Source organism: Kitasatospora sp. NPDC058492, assembly GCF_042720685.1.
GTDB lineage: Bacteria > Actinomycetota > Actinomycetes > Streptomycetales > Streptomycetaceae > Kitasatospora.
The window spans coordinates 47,746-68,498 of record NZ_JBHXMU010000047.1; the positions used below are offsets into that span (position 1 = coordinate 47,746).

The 20,753-nt window shown below is 71.6% G+C and carries 20 protein-coding genes; 12 read left to right on the forward strand and 8 right to left on the reverse strand.

Annotated features, from left to right (window positions below):
* The gene (locus ACFWPI_RS27455; protein ID WP_380375017.1) at positions 1-3,639 is read right to left on the reverse strand and encodes a hypothetical protein; all 3,639 of its coding nucleotides are present in this window, start codon (positions 3,637-3,639) and stop codon (positions 1-3) included.
* 680 nt (positions 3,640-4,319) lie between these two features.
* Between ACFWPI_RS27455 and ACFWPI_RS27460 the strand changes: the two genes are divergently transcribed.
* The 4 genes from ACFWPI_RS27460 (at position 4,320) to ACFWPI_RS27475 (ending at position 8,095) form a co-directional block, all read left to right on the forward strand.
* Positions 4,320-6,533: a hypothetical protein gene (locus tag ACFWPI_RS27460; protein ID WP_380375019.1), complete on the forward strand. Its 2,214-nt coding sequence runs from the start codon at positions 4,320-4,322 to the stop codon at positions 6,531-6,533.
* Complete coding sequence (locus tag ACFWPI_RS27465) at positions 6,530-6,682, forward strand: hypothetical protein (RefSeq protein ID WP_380375020.1); 153 nt, start codon at positions 6,530-6,532, stop codon at positions 6,680-6,682. Before ACFWPI_RS27460 ends, ACFWPI_RS27465 begins: the two co-directional genes overlap by 4 nt.
* A 162-nt stretch (positions 6,683-6,844) precedes the next feature.
* Positions 6,845-7,474 (forward strand): RHS repeat-associated core domain-containing protein, encoded by a 630-nt coding sequence (locus ACFWPI_RS27470; protein WP_380375022.1) that lies wholly within the window; start codon positions 6,845-6,847, stop codon positions 7,472-7,474.
* A 150-nt stretch (positions 7,475-7,624) separates the two neighbouring features.
* A complete protein-coding gene (locus tag ACFWPI_RS27475) occupies positions 7,625-8,095 on the forward strand; it encodes a hypothetical protein (RefSeq protein ID WP_380375023.1) in 471 nt (156 codons plus the stop codon).
* Between the two features lie 261 nt (positions 8,096-8,356).
* On the opposite strand, the gene ACFWPI_RS27480 is transcribed toward ACFWPI_RS27475, so the two are convergent.
* Together ACFWPI_RS27480 and ACFWPI_RS27485 are read right to left on the reverse strand one after the other, a co-directional pair.
* The gene (locus ACFWPI_RS27480) at positions 8,357-9,868 is read right to left on the reverse strand and encodes an HNH endonuclease (protein ID WP_380375025.1); all 1,512 of its coding nucleotides are present in this window, start codon (positions 9,866-9,868) and stop codon (positions 8,357-8,359) included.
* Positions 9,869-10,280: 412 nt separating this feature from the next.
* Positions 10,281-10,721: a hypothetical protein gene (locus ACFWPI_RS27485; RefSeq protein WP_380375027.1), complete on the reverse strand. Its 441-nt coding sequence runs from the start codon at positions 10,719-10,721 to the stop codon at positions 10,281-10,283.
* 508 nt (positions 10,722-11,229) lie between these two features.
* On the opposite strand from ACFWPI_RS27485, the gene ACFWPI_RS27490 reads away from it, so the two are divergent.
* The 5 genes from ACFWPI_RS27490 (at position 11,230) to ACFWPI_RS27510 (ending at position 15,281) form a co-directional block, all read left to right on the forward strand.
* Complete coding sequence (locus ACFWPI_RS27490; protein WP_380375029.1) at positions 11,230-12,660, forward strand: alkaline phosphatase family protein; 1,431 nt, start codon at positions 11,230-11,232, stop codon at positions 12,658-12,660.
* 633 nt (positions 12,661-13,293) lie between these two features.
* Positions 13,294-13,803 carry a hypothetical protein gene (locus ACFWPI_RS27495; RefSeq protein ID WP_063351740.1) on the forward strand — a complete coding sequence of 170 codons (510 nt, stop codon included), beginning with the start codon at positions 13,294-13,296 and terminating at the stop codon, positions 13,801-13,803.
* A gap of 203 nt (positions 13,804-14,006) precedes the next feature.
* Entirely contained in the window at positions 14,007-14,390 is a 384-nt protein-coding gene (locus ACFWPI_RS27500; protein ID WP_380375030.1) for a hypothetical protein, read from the forward strand.
* An 82-nt stretch (positions 14,391-14,472) separates the two neighbouring features.
* Positions 14,473-14,730 (forward strand): hypothetical protein, encoded by a 258-nt coding sequence (locus ACFWPI_RS27505; RefSeq protein WP_380375031.1) that lies wholly within the window; start codon positions 14,473-14,475, stop codon positions 14,728-14,730.
* Positions 14,731-15,044: 314 nt separating this feature from the next.
* Positions 15,045-15,281, forward strand: a complete 237-nt coding sequence (locus ACFWPI_RS27510; RefSeq protein WP_063351744.1) for a hypothetical protein — start codon at positions 15,045-15,047, stop codon at positions 15,279-15,281.
* 183 nt (positions 15,282-15,464) lie between these two features.
* Here the strand turns inward: ACFWPI_RS27510 and ACFWPI_RS27515 are convergent, their stop codons facing one another.
* Positions 15,465-15,659, reverse strand: coding sequence for a hypothetical protein (locus ACFWPI_RS27515; RefSeq protein WP_363378680.1), 195 nt, complete (start codon positions 15,657-15,659; stop codon positions 15,465-15,467).
* A 945-nt stretch (positions 15,660-16,604) separates the two neighbouring features.
* Positions 16,605-17,084 carry a hypothetical protein gene (locus tag ACFWPI_RS27520; protein ID WP_380375033.1) on the reverse strand — a complete coding sequence of 160 codons (480 nt, stop codon included), beginning with the start codon at positions 17,082-17,084 and terminating at the stop codon, positions 16,605-16,607.
* 286 nt (positions 17,085-17,370) lie between these two features.
* Here ACFWPI_RS27520 and ACFWPI_RS27525 point away from each other — a divergent pair, with 286 nt between their 5' ends.
* Positions 17,371-17,622: a hypothetical protein gene (locus tag ACFWPI_RS27525; RefSeq protein ID WP_380345417.1), complete on the forward strand. Its 252-nt coding sequence runs from the start codon at positions 17,371-17,373 to the stop codon at positions 17,620-17,622.
* Between the two features lie 95 nt (positions 17,623-17,717).
* On the opposite strand, the gene ACFWPI_RS27530 is transcribed toward ACFWPI_RS27525, so the two are convergent.
* The gene (locus ACFWPI_RS27530) at positions 17,718-17,846 is read right to left on the reverse strand and encodes a hypothetical protein (protein ID WP_380375035.1); all 129 of its coding nucleotides are present in this window, start codon (positions 17,844-17,846) and stop codon (positions 17,718-17,720) included.
* On the opposite strand from ACFWPI_RS27530, the gene ACFWPI_RS27535 reads away from it, so the two are divergent.
* Positions 17,835-18,050: a hypothetical protein gene (locus ACFWPI_RS27535; RefSeq protein WP_380375037.1), complete on the forward strand. Its 216-nt coding sequence runs from the start codon at positions 17,835-17,837 to the stop codon at positions 18,048-18,050. The genes ACFWPI_RS27530 and ACFWPI_RS27535 overlap by 12 nt on opposite strands.
* Here the strand turns inward: ACFWPI_RS27535 and ACFWPI_RS27540 are convergent.
* Positions 18,037-18,777, reverse strand: a complete 741-nt coding sequence (locus ACFWPI_RS27540) for an SDR family NAD(P)-dependent oxidoreductase (protein ID WP_380375038.1) — start codon at positions 18,775-18,777, stop codon at positions 18,037-18,039. The genes ACFWPI_RS27535 and ACFWPI_RS27540 overlap by 14 nt on opposite strands.
* Before the next feature lie 44 nt (positions 18,778-18,821).
* Positions 18,822-19,877: an ATP-binding cassette domain-containing protein gene (locus ACFWPI_RS27545; protein ID WP_380375040.1), complete on the reverse strand. Its 1,056-nt coding sequence runs from the start codon at positions 19,875-19,877 to the stop codon at positions 18,822-18,824.
* A 381-nt stretch (positions 19,878-20,258) separates the two neighbouring features.
* On the opposite strand from ACFWPI_RS27545, the gene ACFWPI_RS27550 reads away from it, so the two are divergent.
* Positions 20,259-20,702, forward strand: coding sequence for a pyridoxamine 5'-phosphate oxidase family protein (locus ACFWPI_RS27550; protein WP_363378667.1), 444 nt, complete (start codon positions 20,259-20,261; stop codon positions 20,700-20,702).
* Positions 20,703-20,753: the final 51 nt, after the last annotated feature.

Genomic DNA, 20,753 nt, shown 5'->3' on the forward strand with positions numbered 1-20,753 from the left:
TCACTCCCCTGCGAACGCCCGGCAGTAGGTCTGCCACGGGAAGGTCTGCCCCTGCGGCCCGAGCGCGGCCTCGACCGACGGGTCCGAGGCGGTCGAGGCGCCGCTCAGGGGGCGGCGCAGCCCGGCGGGGGGCGGGCAGTTGCCGAAGCACTTGTGGCACTCCAGCGTGAAGGACTTGGAGAAGAAGGTCAGGTCCACGGTGATCACGAGCCGGGCCGAACCGCTCAGCGAGCCGGAGGTGGAGTCGTACGTCAGGCTGAGGGTCAGTTCGATCGAGACGCTGATCAGCCCCAGCAGCGAGACGCTGCCGCCGATCCGCAGATAGCCGGTGACCTCGGTGTCGGTGCCGTTCTTGGCGAAGACGACGCCGCCGAAGACGTGCACCTCCGCGGACACGATGACGAAGTCCATGACGATGGCGGCGCCGAACTCGATCCCGCCGGTGAAGCGCTGCAGGCCGCTGTCGGTGCCGCCGGCGCTCAGGCCGAGTTCCAGGTACCCGCCGCCGCCGAAGCCCGACACGGTGACCAGGAACGGCCGTTCCCGGGTGCCGAACGCGAAGTCCATGACGATCGGCTGGTCGGTCAGCGACAGCGTGACGCCGGCCTGCACGGTGAGGTTCTGCACGCTGAACACCAGCAGGCCGACGCTGGGGACGGCGACGGTGTACGAGGCCGTGATGCTGGTCGCCGAGGTGTCGATCCTCGGGCCGTTCCCCCCGAGCGGGAGGTACTGCTCCAGGGTGGCGAGGAACCCGAGGTCCCCGCCGAGTGTGACGTTCGTCAGGCGGGTGGAGAGGTCGAGCCGCTTGCCGGGGTCGGCGGTGAAGGTCACGGACGCGAAGGTGAGGGCGACGTACGCGGGGGCGCCGACGTCGGGGACGATCAGCTTGAAGTTGCTGATCGTCCCGGTGGCGTGCATCTCCGGCTTCCCGTCGACCGACAGGGCCCGGACGTCGAGGTCCAGCGCGCACCCGGTGTCGGGCGTGAACGGCGGGAAGGACTTCTGCAGGTCCTGGTGCCAGGTCAGCTCCGCGGACGGGGTGGGCGTCTGCTGCCCGACCCAGAGGAGCTTCGGCGGTGCGCTGACGACGTCGATGAGGCTGCTCAGCGGGACCACGCCGAACAGGGTGGCGTCCGGGGCGAACAGCTTCGAGGGCACGGTCTGGAAGGCTTCGCTGACGGCCGGCCCGAGCGTGCGCGAGATCTGCGACACGGTCATGTTGGGGGCGGACAGCCCGCCGACCCGGGCCCCGGCGGCCCCGAAGTCGAGCGTCCGGGGTGTGACGAGGTCGAGCAGCGCGTCGGGTGTCGGGCTGCCCCAGGGGGTGTCGACGAGCGCCTGCGAGATCGTGGCGGGGAGCGCCGGGAGCGGGCCGAGCAGCCGGCGGACGGCCGGCAGCCCCACGGCCAGCTGGGTCACCTGCGGGTAGAAGCCGACCCCGCTGGGGGAGAGCCCGGCCCCGATCCCGCCGAAGGTCATCGACTGCACCTCCTGCACGGCGTCCTCCACCGCCTGGGTCGGGGACGTCATGACGAGCGGGATGCGGGCGGCGATGTCGCAGAGGGGGCGGCCGAGGCCCGCGAAGGCTCCGGTGCTCGGACCGTTTCCGTAGATTCCGTCGAGTGCCGCGCCGTAGCCGGCGCCGGTGGCGCCGTCCTCGACGAACAGCAGCGGCAGGTCCAGCTCCACGTACTCCTGCCCGGCCGTGGCCTGGAGGGTGAACACCACGGGGGTACCGGCCCTGGTCGGCCAGAAGCACCTCGGCGGGGCGGCCGAGGAGCCCACCGGGATCCAGGAGGCGTCGTCGAGGCCGTCGGTCTGCCCGGGGTCGATCGCGACGCTCTGGAACGGGAACCGGCGTTCGTGCGGGCCGCCCGCGCCGATGCCGTAGTCGTCGCGGACGGGCTCGGTGACGATCAGGAAGGCCTTGCGGTGCAGGGCGGCCACGGCGGGGTCCGTGCCGTCGAACCCGCGGTCGGAGACCTCGATGTAGGCGGCCCGGTGGCCGAACGGGAACAGGGCCCCGGGGGCGGAGACCTTGACGCGGAAGTCCCGGCCGAGTGCGGCGTCCTGGGCCCACTCCAGCCGGGGCCAGTGGGCGGCGGCGGAGAACCGGGCGCCGTAGGCGCTCAGGATCAGCCGGTCGACGGTGAGGGGGACGGCCGGGTTCTCGGCGGCGGCCGCGACGATCCGGTCGTACCAGGTGTCCAGCGGGGTGCCGTGGTCGGTGCCGTCGGCCAGGGACCGGAGGGGCCGCGCCGTCAGGTGTCCGTCGGGGCCCGCGATGCGGCTGTGCCACAGCTCGGTGCCGCCGGCCGTGCCGGTGGCGGGCAGGGTGCGGTGGGTGCACCGGGCGTCCGGCTGCAGGGTGAGCAGCAGGTTCCAGGGGACTTCGAGCCGGGCCAGCAGGTCGGCGGTGGTGGCCGTCGTGACGATCAGCGGCAGGCGGTTCATCGCGTCGAGCAGGCCGGCCACGGTGAGCGTGACCGGGTCCGGGCCGACGGCGAAGCACAGGGTGGAAGGGCCGGCCAGGAAGCCCTGGGGCGGCTGACCGGACTCCACCACGGTCTCGGCCAGGTGCTGCGGGGGGACGTCCACCAGGAGGCGGCCGCCACCGGGGTCGGCCACCAGCTGGACCGTGCCGTCGGGCCGGGTCTGTTCGTGCAGGCCCTGGCTCCGGACGGTCAGGGTGACCAGGTCGTCCGCGCGGAGCACGGGGTAGCTGCCGGTGGGCGCGTCCGGCAGGTCGAGGAGCTGCCAGTCCTGCCAGCCGCGGTCGAAGCGCCGGTGCATCAGCGCGGCACCGGCCCAGACGGCGAGCACGTCGGTGCGGCCGCCGCCGGAGGCGACAGCGGCCAGTCGGGGGCCGGTCGTGTCGGGGGCGGTGAGGTCGCCGCCGAGCTGCTCCCAGCCGAGCCAGGGGGCCAGGGCGGAGTGCCGCAGGCCGTGGTCGCCGCCCAGGAAGACGTCACGCTCCGTCGCGGCGAGGCAGGTGAAGGAGCGTTCGTTCCCGTCGGGGAGCGGGCCGAGCTCCTCCCACACCGGTGGCTCGCGCATCGGCGGGGTGTCGCTCTCCAGGTGTGCGCGGAGCAGGCGTCGTTCGCGGGTGTCGGCGAGGAGGAGGTCGATCCGGCCGGGCGCGACGGGCACTGCCGTCAGGTGCCCGGGTGCGCGCTCGCCCGTGCGGAGCACAACTGGCCCCTTGATCGGGTGTCCGCGCAGGAACTCCCAGCCGTGGGCGCCCGCGTCCAGGACGAGGTGGACATCGCCGGACCGGCTCGACACGACGGTGAAACCGGTCGCCGAGCCGCCCCGGGCGAGCGTGCCGAGCGAGGTCCAGTGCGGGTGCTCCCCCGCGCCGGGGCGCAGCCGTAACAGCTCGCCCGCCGCGCTGAGGGCGAACACCTCGACCGGGCGGCCCTCGGTCGCCGTCGCGCTCAGCCAGTTGAACGCGGGGGCGCCGGTGAACGCGGGGGCGCCGGGCGAGGGCCAGGGGCGGTCCAGCGCGTGCCAGGCGTGCCAGCGGCCGTCGAACACCCGGTACCGTACGGCGCCGTCGTGCGCGCCGACGAAGAGGTGGAGTCTGCCGTGCCCTGGCGAACAGACGGCCAAGGCCCGTGCCGGGTGGGTGTGCATGGGGCGCCCCCAGCAGATGGACGCGGTACCGGTGGACGCAGTACCGGTTGGACGCAGTACCGCTCAGCGGGGCCGACGCATCGGGCACCCGCCAACTCTCAATGGTTCCAGGCTATTCCCGCTTCGGGCACGTATCAATTCCTGGTCGCGGCCCCCGCCTCCGGGCCGCGGCGGTTTCACTGTGCGTAGCCGCCTTCGGGTAGCACTCCCCCGAGGACGTCGCCCGCGTTGTTCAGGGCTGCCACGGTACTGGCCTCGACGGCGTTCGACGGGAGCGACAGAAGGCGGGGGGTGGGCAGAAGGCTCGGGGTCGGCGGGGCGGGGTCGGCCGGCCTCGGCGGGTACCGGGCCGAGGAGCACGGTGGCGGCCGTCGCGGCGGCGGCCAGGGCTGCTGCCGGGCGAAGGGTGTGTGAACCAGCCACCGGGAACTCCCCTCTCGCCAATGATCCATTGGATCAAGAGAATTGATGTAGCGTCAGTTTCCGGTTCGGCCAGACGCCCGGCCCGGGGGTGCCGACCTGGCGGCCCGCCGACCCGCCGACCCCGGCACGTTGTTCGAGGAATCGGTGGAGACTCCACAGTGCAGCCTGTTTGATTGTTCATCTACAAGAAGCCGACTGAGGGTCAGGGGGCGGCGGACAATCAGGTCCGGCCGCCGGACAGGACAAGGGGGCACGGGGTGGCTGGTGTTGGACGTCCGCAGGGGCGGCTCAAGGGGGAGACCGAGCAGGCGGATGCCCTGGCCCGGTTCGTGCGGGAGGTGACGTCGGGGGTCACCGTCCGCGAGCTCGCCCGGCGTTACCCCGCAGGCAAGACCAGTTGGAGCGAGTACCGCTCCGGGGAGAAGGACATCCCGTGGCACCTGCTCCAGCGGCTGGTCCACGACCGCGTGACCGACCCGCGGGCCCGGACGGTGCTGCTGGAACGTGCTGCCCGCCTGCACGAACAAGCCACCCTGGCGGCCCGGGGACTGCGGCCGCCCGAGGCGGGACGTTTCGCCGCCCAGCAGGCGCTGGACCTGGCCCGCCAGGCGCAGCGACAAGCCGAGGAGGGGGTCGCGGAGGCGGATGAACTGATCCGTGTGCTGGTGGAGGTCGTGGCCGAGCTGCGGGGTGAACTGGGCGACGACGCGGAGGACGACACCGGCCCCGCTTCGCAGCAGGCGCCCGGCGGGGGCGCGGCGCAGCTGCGGCGGGCCCGGCTGCGGGAGGCGACGCGCTGCCTGGCCGAGGTGCGGCGCATCAGGCAGAGTGCACGTGAGGCGCAACAGGCGGCGCAGCGGGAGCAGGACGCCGTCGGGCTCCTGGCCGATCAGGAGCGTACGCACGCCCGGGCGGACGAGGGCCGGGCGGATGAAGGCCGGGAGCCGGGGTCCGAGCTGGTGGTGGCCGACGGGGTGCAGGCACACCTGCCGGTGCTGTGGCGCCTGGACGCCGACCTCCTGGCGGTGCGGGAGGCCTTGGCCGACCGGCGCCGGGAGGTGCTCGGGGTGACCTCCGTCGTACCGCGCTCACCGGTACCCCGGATTGTCCGCGGCGAGGTCGTCGACGCCCCGGACAATCGCCTGACCGGCCTCATCGCCCCGTTCGGCCGGGCGCGTAACACCCCACACGCCGCAGGCGCCCCCAGCACCGCGGGCACCCGTCGCAGGACCGGCACCATCCTGTTCGCGGCCCTCGCCCTGCTACTGGTCGGAGTGCTGCTCGGTATGCACTTCAGCGCACCGGCACCGGGCATCCCGGTGCCGTACCTGGCGGATTCCTACCGTGTGCCGGCAGTCACCGAGGCCCACGGTCCGTCCCCGTCCCCGTCCGCGGCCGGCACGTCCGCGGACACGTACCGGCCCGCAGCCGGCATCGCGTCGGCTACGGCCTCAGCCCCGGCCTCAGCAGACGCCACTGCTGCCCCCGGGCCGCAGCAGGCTGCGGCCTCGCCTTCGGCCCCGCTTTCGGTCGAGGTGACGCCCACCCCGGGGTCGGCGCCGGCCCCGGCCGACGCGACGCCCGCCCCCGAGGCGTCGAGCACCCCACGGAACCGCGACACCCAGGGCGTTCCGCCTGACACGGCCCCCCAGCAGCCGGGACAACCCGTGGTCGTCGCCTCCGCTCCGGGCACCCTGTACTCCATCGCCCCGGACCACCGCGCCGTCTACCAGTGGCAGGGCCGGGACATGGCCTGGACACCCATCGGCGGTCCTACCGAACGGATCCTCGCGGGAGGCGCCGGCGTGTTCGCCGTCAGCGCCGACGACAAACGGCTGCTCGGCTACAGCGGGACCCCGGGCAACTGGACACCCGTCAGCGAACCCGGTGCCGACTTCGCCATCAGCGGCACCCGCCTCTACCGCCTCGCCCAGGACCACACCGGCGTCTACCGCTGGAACGGCACCGGAACGAGCTGGACCAAGATAGGAGGCCCGGCCGGACGCCTGTACGGCGGCGGGGCCGGCCTGTTCGCGACCGACCCGCGCGACGGCCGCATCTTCCGCTACGACACCGCCAGGGAAAGCTGGACCTACGTGGGCACCGACGGGGCGGCCTTCGCCGTCAGCGACACCCACCTCTACGGACTCTCACCGGACCGCAGCCAGGTGTTCCAGTGGGACGGTACGGGCAGCGACTGGACCCTCATCGGCGGCCACGCCCAGGACCTCTACGCCGGGCCGGCCGACCTGTTCGCCACCAGCCCCGATCACGGCACCTTCCTGCGTTACGCCCGCACTCCCCAGTTCTGGGATCCGGTCAGCGAGGCGGGAGCCGAATTCGCCGTCACCGCCGACCACATCTACCGCCTGGCGCCCGACCACAGCGCTATCTACCAGGCACCCAGCAACGGCGCCGCCACCTGGACGAAAATCAGCGGACCGGCCGCCACCCTGATCACCAGCAGGTGACAGGCGGGCTGATCGAGTCCACGAACACCAGGACCCGCCCGATCGTCCGCCGGGGCATCCGCTCCCGCAGCGCGGACGCCGTCATCGCGCTCGTCATGCTCCGCCTCAGCGGCAACCGCCCCGTCCTGCCCCGACGCCAACTCGTGTGACCACACCCACAGGTCCGGCACAACCTGCTCTCCGACGGCTCGTCCTCGTACGTCTACGGACCGGACGACCTGCCGGTCGAGCAGATCACCGGCACGGGCACCCTCTGGTTCTTCCACGACCAGCTGGGCTCCACCCGGGCCCTGACCGACGCCTCGGGCTCCGTGGCCGGAGCGTACGCCTACACGCCCTACGGCGCCGTCAGTTCCCACACGGGCTCCGCGTCGACCGCGCTGCGGTACGCGGGCCAGTACAGCGACGACGAGAGCGGCCTGGTGTACCTCCGGGCCCGCTCCTACGACCCGGCCACGGCTCAGTTCCTCAGCGTCGACCCGGTGGTCGAACAGACCCTCAGCGCATACGGCTACGCCAACGCCGATCCGCTCAACCAGACGGACCCGGCGGGGCTCTGGGGCTGGAGCAGCGTCAAGAAGTTCGCCCATGACCACTCCGACGTGATCTCGCACATCAACTCGGTCGCCACGGCCGTCTGGGCCGTCTCCGGCACGGTGGCGCTGGGCTGCGCCTTCGTGGGCGCGCTGCCCTGCGCGGCCGTCGCCGGGGGAATCTCCGGGGCAGCCTGGTTGGTGACCACCGTCACCCAGGTTGGCCTGGTGGCCGACAAGTGCAGCAGCGGAACGTCCGCCTGGGACTGCGGTGAGGCGGCCGGCTATCTGACGGCGGACGTCGCGGCGTCACCCCTCGGACTGAAGGGGCTGGGCGCGCTGAGGGGCGTCCTCCCGGCCCGGACGGACAAGAGCCTGGACGTCTGGCGCAAGATCTGCGAGGGCTGACCGGCCCCGGTTCCCGGCCGGTGCACACCGGCTACGGCCGACTCGATACTGTCCCTTCGACGACACCACGGCGGGCCGCCTCCCCTCGCGGGGGCGGCCCGCCGCTCGCGGTGGCGCGCGCTCCGTACCTCTCGACGACAGGAACGGCACATGACCGACAAGGCGTTACCCCTGTCCGCGCCGATCTCCGTACGGCCGAACCCGCTCCTCGGAATGCCCCTCACGGCGGGCGGCCTGCTGATCTCCCTGCCCAAGGCGCTCGACGGCGGCCCCACGGCCCCGGTGTACGCCGCCGCGGCGGTCGTGAGCGCCCTCGCACCCGCGCTGGTGCTCCTCCTTTCCGTCGCCGTCGGCCGCGGCCGGATCACCGTCCGCCGAGGCCTGCACCGCACCTCCGTCCCGCTGGCGGAGCTGCGCTCGGTGACGGCCGAGGCGGACGCCGGCCGGGGGCCGCACACCCTCCTGCTCGAGAGCCGCACCGGGGCACACTGCCGGATCCCGCTACTGACCGTGCGGCGGCGGGACCGGCAGCGACTCGTGGCCGCCCTCGAACGGACGGCTCCACCCGGCGCCGTCCGAGAGGACCAGGCCCTACGCGACCTGCTGGGCCTCCCGGGCTGACAGCGAGGATACGCAGTGGCTCCTCCAGCGGGTCCGACTCCCGGGCTGACCAACGCCGACGCCCCGGCTGCCGTGTGATCCGGGTGGTACTGGAGGTCGACGGCCGTCACCGTTCGGCAGCCCCGTAGCCGTGTGGGCGAGCCGCCCGCTTCTGGCCGTGCAGCCGGCCCCGCATCAAACGAGCCCAGCCGGTCGCCGGCAACGGACAGCTGCGCGGCCATAGCCCGCGAACTCCGCCTCTCCGCAATGGCATAGCGTCCGTCAGCGCCCTCCGCGCGTCTGCCTGACGGGCTGGATGTACCGTGCCCATCGCGCACGGTGCCAGCGAACGTACTCCAGGCCGACGTCATGGCCGGGCTCCGTTTCCAGACGCTGCCGCACTGTGCCGGTCACCGTTTCCACGACGCGCAGGTCGTCGGTCAGGTAGAGGCCGCCCTGGTCGAACTGCGTGTGGCAGTTCGGGCACAGGCACAGGACGTTGCCGGTATAGTCGGGTCCGCCTTGGCTCAGCGGGCGGATATGAGCACCTTCGCTGATCGTCTGGCGTGCTCCCGGGATTCCCAGGACGCTGCCGCACATCTGGCACTGGTTGCCGTACCAGTCCTTGACGTCCTGAACGACCGCCCCGTCACGCCTGACCCGGCCCTTCCTGTCCCTTACCCCGCTGGCGGGCACCGCGGCAGGCGCGCTGACGGCATGGAGACCACCCGGCGGGAACAGTTCTCCCAGCGGCAGGGCCTGCGGCGAGCCGGTCGCGGTCCGGACCTGCCCGCCGATCCCGTCGAGAATGCCGCCGACGAGGTCCAGGGCATCAGGGCAGAGCAATCGGGCCCGATCCCGGCCGGAACGAGCAACCAGGGACCATGCCGCCTCGATGTGGCCGCCGGTGATCACGTCCGTGTCCTCGGCGAGGGCGAGCGCTGCCGCGATCCGGTGGGTGTGGGCGTCCAGTCGGACGAACTGGTCCTCCGGCAGGGACTCCTGGTCGTCGAAGCGAGCAGCGCTGAGCTGGACCGGCCAGAACTTCGCGGCGGCCTCACCCGTCATCGTGAACTGCACCTGTTGGTGCGACAGGCTGTCGTAGATCCGGGCGAGGCCCTCGACGGCCTGGGAAGCCACCGGCACTATCCGGCGGCCGGGGAGCGTGACACCGGGGACTACCGTCTTCCGGCGGAAGACCAGGAATCTGCTGGAGGAGGCCGCTTCCGTCTGTGCTCTGTACCTCCAGTCGCCCGCCGACATCTCCCACAGCACCCCGATCTTGAGGGCCTCCCCCGCCTGGCCGCCCGCGCGCGAACGACGCTGATGTTCGAGGTTGCGGTACTCGTTGCCGTCCCAGGCCGTACGCAACGCGTAGGCGAGGGAGTCATCGGAAAACGTCCTCGACGGGCGGTGCTTGACAGGGCTGCCGGTGAGCAGCAGAGAGAAGCCGGTGCCGGGGCGGGTACTCCGGGCGGACCGGCGCCAAGCGGCCCGCAGCCTGTCCGTGGTGGTGATGTCGTGGTGGCTGGTGAGCCGGCGAAAACGGCTGGAGTCCATACCGGCTGTGGCCAGGGCCGTGACCAGTGGAGGCCGGGCGTCGTCGGCCAGGAAGGCTCCCCACACCAGACAAGGCCATTCCATGTGGCCGACCGGCAGGACCGCCGAGGGGGCCACGGCGGCCGCCCACCAGCACAGGGCCGCCGCATAGACGTCCTCGGTGTGGATACCGTCCTGCAGCCCTGCCTGCCGCGCGATATCTCCCAACGGACCGCACATCACCACATCCGACACTGCGCCCTCCCCCTGTCTGCCATGCCACCGGGCCCTGGTGATCATCTATCACCCGTCACCGACAGAAGCCGTCCGGTGGCTGCCTCTCGTCCGGAGGCCCCCGTGGTCCCGGACGGCGGCCGCAGCCGGGGGCGCAGCGGGCCCGGGACAAGGCCGGCGTCGAGCGATCCCCGGAGATCCCAGACGGGCAGCGAGGAGCACCAACAGGCCGACGGCCGACACCGGAGTGCCAAGGAAGGCTCTTGTGTCAGGCCCGGCAGCAGGACTCGCCCGGATGACTGTCGATCACGGCCAGCAGATCCTGAGCCGCTACTCGCACCGCAGGGTCGCTGTCGTGGGTGAGCCTTCGTCGGGGCGGGTCGATGTGGGCCGACGGTTCAGCTCGACGCGAGTGTGCGCTGGTGGTCCCCGGTCAGCGGCGGCCGGTGGCCAGGATGACGAGGAACTGGCCGCCGCCCGCCTCGATGTCGGCGGTCACCGGCAGCCCCGGTGCCAGTCGGGAGAACCGGTCCACCAGCCAATCCGCCGCTTCCTGGGCGTCCTGCCTGGTCGGACAACGGCCCACCATCTCGCGGCCGCCCTTGCGCTCCAGCCTCGCGGCAACGGTGATCAGCGGCGCGGGTTCGGCCACGTACAGGCGGTCCGGCCAGGCGATGACCACCTTGACCGCGCCCTTGCGGCTGTTGCACCCGCGGTGCGCGAGCCGCTCGGCGACCTTGGCCTTCCGGTCGGCGGTCCGGCTGTCAACGCTGGGCCCCCTGGGATCGTTCACCGACTTGTCGGGGTCGACCGGTTCGTCGCACACCCAGCATCGCCAGCCGTCGCGCTTGGCCACATCATCAAGGAGACTCACCCGGACAAACTAGCCTGCCCGGCCGCCACCCCGCGCACCAGGGCCTCGGCAACCAGGTGACCGTGCCCCGGAGGCCTACCTGTCCCATGCGTTCCAGGAGCTCCGTTCGCTGAACACTTCCGCGAACTTGTCGTTTCCGGGTCTATCGGGCAGTAGTGACGTCGCTTGTCTTCGGGTCTGGGCGGCACCAACATGGTCGTCAGATTGATCGCGACCGGGCAGTGGGAGATGGGAGAAGGGCGATGGTCCTCGGCCGGCCCCGCTCGGACCGGGTGATGCACCGCCTGGCCATCGCCGTACGGACCCGTCCCCGCCCGGCGTTCGGGCATCGCTTCAGGGCTGTCAGCAGTGGGGTGCGGGGGCGGCTGCAGCGCCTGGCGGGTACCTGACATTCCTTGGCTGTTCATCCGTCATCTCCACTGCCTCGAAGCTCCCGGGGGAAAGCCACAGGTAGTCCGGTGCGGTGACATCCCGCACGCGCACCGGCGCGACGGAGAGGGTAGGGCTGATGTCCGGAATAACCCGACGGAGGCTGCTGGGATCGGCGGCCGGCGCGATGGGAGCGGCAGCGGCGATGAGCCTGCTGCCACCGAGTGTCCAGCGGGCGGTAGCGGCGGGGGTGCCGAAGGCCGGTTCGCTGCGGGACGTCGAGCACGTGGTCCTGCTGATGCAGGAAAACCGGTCCTTCGACCACTACTTCGGCACGCTGGCCGGTGTTCGCGGCTTCGCGGACCCGAACGCGCTGCGGCTGGACAACGGGCGCTCGGTGTTCTACCAGCCCGACAGCGTCAACCCGGACGGCTACCTGCTGCCGTTCCACCTGGACACCCGCACCACGAGCGCGCAGGCGATCCCGTCCACCAGCCACTCCTGGTCGGTGCAACACCGGGCCTGGAACGGCGGGAAGATGGACCGGTGGCTGCCCGCGCACCGGTCCGCCGACGGCGTCAACGGCCCGTACGTGATGGGGTACTACACCCGGGAGGACATCCCCTTCCAGTTCGCCCTGGCCGAGTCGTTCACCATCTGCGACAACTACTTCTGCTCGGTCCAGGGACCGACCTGGCCCAACCGGCTGTACTGGATGACGGGTTCGATCGGAGCCGACGGCGGCCAGGGCGGCCCGATCATCAAGAACTCGGCGCCCGAGCCGCTGACCTGGAAGACCTACCCCGAACAGCTGGAGGCGGCCGGCGTCAGCTGGCAGGTCTACCAGGAAACCGACAACTACGGCACCAACATGCTCTCGCTCTTCAAGAGCTTCCAGCAGGCCGCGCCCGGCAGCGCACTGCACCACAAGGGCATGACCGCCCGGCCGGCCGGCACCTTCGAGGACGACGCGCGCAACAACCGGCTGCCCGCCGTCTCCTGGATCCTGCCGACCAGCTACCAGTCCGAGCACCCGGACTACCTGCCCGCCGCCGGTGCCGACTACGTCGCCTCCAAGATCGAGGCGGTCGCGTCGAACCCCGAGGTCTGGGCGAAGACGGTGTTCATCCTCAACTACGACGAGAACGACGGGCTGTTCGACCACGTGCCGCCGCCGGTGCCCCCGGCCGCGACGCCGGGCGAGTTCGTCGGCGGCCTGCCGATCGGCGGCGGCTTCCGAGTGCCGTGCATCATCATCTCGCCCTGGACGGTGGGCGGCTGGGTCGCCGGCGAGGCCTTCGACCACACCTCGGTGCTGCAGTTCCTGGAGCGGTTCACCGGAGTCCGGTCGGCCACCGTCACCGACTGGCGTCGCAACGCCTTCGGGGACCTGACCTCGGCCTTCCAGTTCAACGGCGGCGCGTGCAGGGCCCCGGCGCTGCCCCCGACCGCCGAGCAGCTCGAACTGGCCAAGTACGAGGTGGCGAACTATCCGGCGCCCGCCCTTCCGGGCGCGGGCCAACAGTTCCCCACCCAGGAGCCCGGCGACCGGCCGCACCTGCCCCGATAACACTCAGTAGCACTCGGCGGCCTTCGCCCAGGGTCCTCACCGAAGGCCGCTGCGCAGCGCCCGCCCGGCCGTGTCTCGGGCCGGAGCGGCGACCCAGCCACCGCGACGCTATTGCCGATCGTCAACGTGGCCGCCCGTCCCCGAGAGTGCCGTCCGGGAGGCCCATGTTGAACCCGCGACGGCCACGGCCGCTGGGAGTTCGAACTGCATCGAAGCACTTCGACCGGGTACCGTGCGGTCCTGCGAATCCATACCCTTGTCATGGGAAAAGAAGTGCAGGATGCACATACTGGACGACCTCACCGGTCTTTCCTCTCGTGCGAAGACCCTGCTTGAACGAACCGGCCGGCGCGATGATCCACAGGATCCCCGGCCCTCCACCGATTTCCGGGAGCAGCGACGCGCCACGTCGTTGGCGCGCATTCATCTGGAGCCGAGGTGAATCCGGCCGACGCCAGGTTGAAGAGGCCGCTGCACGAGCAACAGCCACAGCAGCCGGACAACAGATCGCGACAGCCACCGGATGACGACCACTCCTCGACAGAGCTGATTCCACAGAATGTCCGTTAACGGGTCCTTCGACCGCGCCGGAGCGGTAAGTTGACGGCTGCCGACTAGGGAAAGAGCACCGACGTGACCATCGACCAGGCTGCCCTCGGCAGCGCCGTGAAGGCGGTCGCCGCCGCCGCGCACACCGATGACCCTGCTGCGCTGTACCGCGCCGTGATGCCGCCGACGGGCACGGACACGCCCCCGGCCGAGGCCGCCAACTGGTTCGGGACGCTCCTCATCCACCTGGCGCTCACCGCGGCGAGCACTTCGCGGCTGGAACAGGGCTGCCCCCGGGAGACCGTCTCGGAATGGATCGAAGAGGCACTGGGCCCGCTGCCCACCCCCGCGCTGCTGCGCGCTGCGGACCCCGGCCACATCGACCACGTCGAGGCGGTCCGCGCCGCAGAGGACTACTCCCAGTGCCGCGAGTATGCCGTCGACCTGATCCGGATCGGCCTGACCGATCCGAATGAAGCACCGGACGCGCGAGGCGTCGATGCCCACTGCACGGTGACGAACGACAAGGACGCGCGGATCACCGTGATGGCGATGCTCGGCCGCCTCGCCGCCGATCCTGGCGAGCGAGGTTGACGGCGCCTCCCCCTTCCGGGTGAGCGGAGTCAGCGGGCGGGAGGATCGGCTTCCACCCGCTGCCAGCGCCGTCAGCACGGCGGCAGGCCGGCGCGTTTCAGGGCTGTGCAAACCGCGAACTCCTAAACGAATCTAGGCACTTGGGGTACCCCACCGAAACATCGCTTCATAGCCGCAAGGTCAGCAAGTTGTACCGGTTGGCCATGACGCGAACAGAGGAACCCACCGTCGATCGAGATCATTTGGCGCGGGACAAGCGCAAAAGCCAGTTCGAATCGAGCGCAGACGAGTACTTCTGTGAGGATTGCTGCCTGCCGCTCGGCATAGCGGACGGAGATGTTCACGCAGACGGATCCACCTGGGAACTCGCGGAATCCGCTCCTTCACGCCCGCGGCTGAGCAACGCCTTCCGCAAGCCAGCCGACATCACGTGCCCAACCGGGCACGACGTGTTCCAGGCCGCAGTCGCACTCGCCCTCGACGCGGACGGCCAAGTCCGCCGCGTGTCGGTCGGCCTGCGATGTCCGGTCGACGGCACGCTGCGCCTGCACCTCGACAACGCGCAGGTAGTGCCGAGCAAAACCTGACACCGACCTCGCCTGAGGAGCCTGGGCGCGGACGACCGACCGTGGTGATCACCACCGCTCAGCTGACGGGAGAATGAGCCGGGTGACCAACACCCAGCCCCTGCCCCGCGGGATCGGCGCCCTGATCCACGACGCCCGCGCCAAGGCCACGCCCGGCGAGCGGGCCGCCTCCCAGCTCCTGCACCTGCGCGAGGCGACCGTCCCCGTGCCGGTGCTCGCCGCAGCCGTCGAGCTGATCGCCCCGCAGCTGGACGACCCCGGCCCGGCCACCCGTGAAGCCGCCGGCGCCGTCCACGTCCGCCTGCTCACCGCCATCGAGGACGCCGCACCCGGCCGGTAGCCAGCCGACCGGGCCGGATGTCCCAACACTGTCCCGGCCCGGGCGTGAAAGCGCTCCTACCAGGGAAACGGCCTGGGACCATCCTGGTGAATCGGTCAAAACGGACTGTCAGGTTCCGGACAGTGCAAGAACTGTCCGGAAGACGATCGCCAGCCCGTCAGGCGAGCCCGTGACCTGCGCCGTCACAGAAACACCACACCGCTTCCGGTCGAAATTGGTCTCGACCATTGCCTCGCCTTCACATTCGGAGGAGGCTCCTCGGCGAAGCGCAGGGGCACGGACCCCGGCGCTCACCATTGGGAGGAAGACCACTCATGTCGCTTCGCAAGGCATTCTCCGCTGTGGCCGTGGCCGGGGTCGTGGCCGGCGGCGCCCTGATCGCCGCCCCGACCGCCCAGGCGTCCACCTACACCTACATCGGCATATACCCGACCGCCGCCGCCTGCCACGCGGCCGGCCAGGCGTATGTGAACAGCCACCAGGCCATCGTCTACTTCTGCGACACCACCACCGAGACCGGCCCGGCACGGCTCTCCGTAGTCCTCTACTGAGCCGCCGGAACGCACTGATGGTGGGCCGCCGGTCGTGCGGCCCACCATCATCACTGAACGCCTCGCCGACGCCCAGCAGGAAACCGGCACCGTACTGGAGGCCACGGCGGTCGGCGAGATCGCCACCCAGGCCGTCGCCGACGGCCGACAGCACCAACCCACCGCTGGTGAGCTTGCGGGCGCTCACCGACCGCCGTCCTGGGGGTGGGGGCCGAGAGCGGCTGCGGCCAGGGCCTGCACGGCCGGCGCCCAACGGGCGATCAGGTCCATCACATCGGGCAGCTCTGCGGCGTAGGCGGTGAGGATGGTGCCGTCCTGGTTGCCGCTCAGGTCGATCGCGAAGCGGGGCACCGTGCGGTAGCGGTGATAGACCGTCATCTCCAACGGAAGCTCCTCTCCTGCTGAGTGCGCAGTGGGGTAGGCGTGGCGCTCTGGCCGGCCCGGATTGGTCCACTCAGGCAGTCGTAGAAGACCCCCCGGACGCGTGACAGTTCCGCGAACGGCTCGCACTGCCCGCCCTGTTCCACCAGACTCGCCCAGACTCACCATCACGGTCTTCGCGTCAAATCCTGTTCCTCTTGGTCGAGTTCAGGACCACGCGAAGGCCGCACCGCCGTCCCGGGAACACCCGGACGAGTGATCACCCGGCCCACCTGTTCGAAGCCGGACGATAAATCACAAGCTGAGCGTCGGCTTGAGCTGGAGGCGGAGTCGCACTCCTCGTGTTTCTGGTGGCAGGACCAGCAACGACCGCCGCCCACCAGGGTGACAGCCCCTCACGGCCCGGTCAGCCGCCGGTACCACCATGGCCGCCTCGACGCGTCGGGCCGGACGGAGGACGGCCGCCGGGCGGCGTGCGGGTCCGGCAGCGTGCGCCGTTCGAACTCCGTGTCGAGCCCGGCGACGATCCGCCCCAACTCGCAGCGGGCGCGCGGTAGCAGGGCGGGCAGTCATCGCCTCGATCTCGTCGCGCGCGCCGAGGACGTCGTGGCAGGGGCAGTCCGGCAGGGGCACGTACAGCCACCGGCCGGGCTGGCGCAGGAATTCCTCGTACTGGCCGAGCGCCCTGCTCAGGTACCCGGGCTCGAAGCGCCGGGCTTCGAGGCGTCGTACGGCGGCCTGGGCGTTGCGCCGCAGGCCTCGGATCTGGCTGAACGGTCGGGGCTGCGAGCCCCGCGCGTACCGCGTCTGGGCGCGCAGGGCGCCGGGCGGCCTACGCGGCATCGCCCTTTCTGAGGGAGGTCATGGGCTCACCCTGCCATGCCGCGTGCCGACGCGCTCCCGGGTTTCCCGGCCGGGAAACCCGGGAGCGCGGACTGCGGACTACGGGTTGGGGATGCTGCAGTTGCTGTCCTGTGGACCCGCCAGGGAGGCGCCGTTGGAGTAGTCGTGCTGGGTGCTGTAGGCGGGGCAGATCTGGTCGAGCGACGCGACGGCCGTCCAGATGTCCGGGGAAGTGGCGTGGATGTTGACGTAGCCGTAGACGTCCTTGCTGCTCTGGTCCCCGATGGTCGCCTGGCCGGCGTAGCCGTTGCTCGCCATCAGGTACACCTTGACCTGGGAGCCGTTTCCCTGGAAGCCGCCGGACCACTGGAAGTGGGCGATCGCCGTCCGGCTACAGCTGTCGTACTGCTGCTCGACCTGGCCGACGTAGACGCCGTTGTTGTAGATGTTGCCCGGGAGGCCCTGGTCGCTCACCCCGCAGGCGAGACGCAGGGCCGGGGCGGCCGAGACGGCGGTGCTCATCGTGAGCGCGGCGGTCGCCGCGAGGGTGACCGTGGCGACGGCGTGGCGAATACGCATTGGGTGTTCCCCCTGGGTCGGTCCCACGGCCGGAGCGGCCGGGGTTCGAGGGGAGCGTAGGCAGGCGCCGAGGAGGCGACGTAGGCGCGTTCAGGCCAAAACCCTTAGTTGGGGCACCAGTTGAGAGGGATTTGCCACCCCGCCGGCGGACGGATGACGGGAGTTGGGATCCCCGCCACCCGCCCGTCGCGTAGCCCTACGCCCCGGCGGGACGGGTGAAACCGTAGGAGCGCTCGACCTTGGCGACGAGGAGGGAGCAGGCGGGCCCGGACGGCCGGGGCCGGGCGTGGGAGCGGCGCTGGCGATCTTTCCCCCGGCTGCTCTGGTGGTCCTGGTCGGCACGTCGGCCGCCGGGGTCCGCTCGGCGGTGGCGGACCTGCGGCTGGCCGGCGAGGAGAACCCGGCCGTCGTCGAGATGCTGTCCGACGTCCCGGCCAGGGTCGCCAAGCTGGAGGACCTGGAGGACGAAGGCCCGGGCGCCGACGTGTGGTGGTCGATCGCCGACCTCGAAGCCGGACCAGGCCCGTGGTGGACCTGACCGACACCGGGGACCGGCTCCTGCAGATCACCGACACCCACCCCACCCTCGCCTACCGCCGCCCCTGACCCGCCATGCCGCCCGGCGCGGCGGGTTCACGGCAGCGGGGTGGCCAGCAGCGGCTGATCACCCTGCCGGCCGGGGCCCAGGCACCGGGCGGTGCCGGCGCGGATCGCCACGCGCAGGGTGCCGGCCGGGTCGGGGGCGGTCGAGTGCAGCACCACCTGGGACTTCGTGGCCCGGATCTCGACCAGCTGGCGGAGGGGTCCACCTCGGGTGACGGCCCCGGCCCGGCCGTCGAGGGCGCCGGCCTCATCGTGGCACGCGGCTTCGCCGAGGCGGTGAACGGCGAACTGGCCGTCGAACCCGCCCCCGGCCGCGGCACCGCCTACGCCCTCGGCCTAGCCGAGCCGGTCAGACCTGGTTGAGGCCGCCGTCGACGAAGAGTTCGGCTCCGGTGGTGAAGGAGCTCTGGTCCGAGGCGAGGAAGAGGGCCGCGGCGGCGACCTCGTCGGGGCGTCCGATCCGGCCCAGCGGAATCCTGGCGACGAGTTCGTCCACCTCGGGCGCCTCCTCCGCGCTCAGACCGCGGATGGCGGGAGTCTCGATCGGGCCGGGGCTGATGGCGTTGACCCGGATGCCGCGGCCCGCGAGCTCGGCGGCCCACGTGCGGACGAGGTTGCGGTCGGCGGCCTTGGTGGCGCTGTAGACGCTCATCGCCCGGACGCCCGTCGACGCGTTGGTGGAGGAGAGCACGATCACCGAGGCGCCGTCCGGCAACAGGGGCAGCGCCTTCTGGACGGTGAAGACCACCCCCCTGACGTTGATGTCGAAGACCCTGTCGTAGTGCTCCTCGGTGATCTTCCCGAGCCGGGCGAACTCGCCGACGCCGGCATTGGCCACCACGACGTCCAGCCGTCCGCTGCGTGCCTCGATCGCCGCGAAGAGCCGGTCGAGGTCGTCGAGGTTCGACACGTCGCTCTGGACGCCGATGGCCCGTTCGCCGACGGCTTCCACGGCCTCGTCCAGCTCGGCCTTGCGCCGGCCGGTGAGGTAGACGGTGGCACCTTCGGCGGCGAACCGACGGACGACGGCGAGACCGATCCCGGCCGAGCCCCCGGTCACCAGGGCGACCTTCCCATCCAGCTGTCCCATGGTTTCCACTCCCTTGACCAGCACTGCTTCGACCATCACTGGAGTTACTGCTTCCCGTGGGAGCGCCGAAGCCCCCGCCGGGAATTCCCACGGGCGTTCCGTGCCCACCGGCGCCGCCCGGCCCCGGAAGCCGTCCGAGGCGGCTTTCCCGGCTCGTTCTCCTCGGCCGCGTGGCCGGTGAGGAAGAGGAAGACGTCGTCGAGGGTGGGCCTGCGCAGGCCGATGTCGTCGATGAGGACGCCCAGCCCGTCCAGCTCGCGGATGACGTCGGCGAGCACCCGGGCGCCCCCGCCCACCGGCACGAGGATTCGCCGGGTGTGCTGCTCCACGCTGAGCGGGCCCCCACCGTACGGGGTGAGCGCAGCGACGGCCGCACCGATCTGCTCGCGGTCGTGGACCACCACCTCCACCCGCTCGCCGCCGGTCCTGGTCTTGAGGTCGTCGGCGGATCCGCGTGCGATCACCCGGCCGTGGTCGACCACGACGATGTCGTGCGCCAGCCGGTCGGCCTCCTCCAGGTACTGGGTGGTGAGCAGCAGGGTGGTGCCCTCCGCGGCCAGCATCTCGACGACCTCCCACAGCGCGAGCCGGTTGCGCGGGTCCAGACCGGTGGTGGGCTCATCGAGGAACATCACCGGGGGCCGCACCACCAGCGCGGCCGCCAGGTCGAGCCGGCGGCGCATGCCACCGGAGTAGGTCCTGGCCGGCCGGTCGGCCGCCTCGGCGAGGTCGAACCACTCCAGCAGCTCCCGGGCGCGCGCCTTGGCGTCCCTGCTCCGCATCTGGTAGAGCTCGCCGACCATCTGGAGGTTCTCCCGGCCGGTGAGGTACTCGTCGACCGCCGCGTACTGGCCGCAGAGGCCCAGCAGGCTGCGGACCCGGCCGGGGTGCTTGAGCACGTCCACCCCCGCCACGTGGGCGCTGCCCGCGTCGGGCCGCACCAGGGTGGTGAGCACCCGTACCGTGGTGCTCTTGCCGGCGCCGTTGGGGCCGAGCAGGCCCAGCACCGTCCCCTCCGGCACGTCCAGGTCGACCCCGTCCAGGGCCCGTACGTCGCCGAAGTCCTTCACCAGGCCCTCGGCCCGGATGGCCGCCCTCATGTGCCCCTCCTTCTCCTGGAACCAGCCGGGAACCACCTGACGGCCGACACTGGCAGGATCCCCCCGGAGCGCCCGTCGTGCGCTTCGGCGGGGGATCGGAGGCACCGCGTGCGCGGCCGCCGGGATGCGGGCCACCCGGGTGTGGTGGAAATGTGGAGGAGAGAGCCCGGCCCTGCCCTGGCCGCCCCGCCGGGTTCCCGAAGGCCGTGTGCACCGGACGAGAAGGACCGAGGACCCGCACAGACCTGCGGCGGTCACACGCCGGCCGCCCGGAGGCCCCCGCCGGCTCACCCTCCCTTGCGCGAATCGATACCGGATGCGTCTCCTGTCGATACCGGATGCGTCTCCTGCCGAATCGAGGCGGTACCAGTGGATCTCAGGATGTCGGTCGAAGCCCGGGAGGCGTTCCTCGCCGGCCCGCACGTGGGAATCCTGGGGGTGGACGACGCGCGCGACGGCGGCGGACCGCTGCTCGTCCCGCTCTGGTACTCCTACCGGCCCGGCGGGCTGGTGACGATCCAGACCGGGCGGACGACGCTGAAGGCCCGGCTCATCCGCAGCGCGGGCCGGTTCAGCCTCTGCGCGCAGGTCGAGTCGGCGCCCTACCGCTACGTCAGCGTGGAGGGGCCGGTGGTGGCCGTCGAGGACCCGCTGCCGCCGGCCGCACGCGAGGAGCTGGCCCGCCGGTATCTGGACGCGGACACGGCGGCGGCCTACCTGGACGCCAACCGGCGGCAGCTGGCCGATGACGTCCTCATCCGCATGAGGCCCGAGAGATGGCGGACCGCCGACTTCGCCGCCTTCGCCAAGGAGTTCGAACCCTAGCTTCCCGCGCGCGGTCCGTGTGCGGCAGAGAGCGTGACGTCCCGATGAACA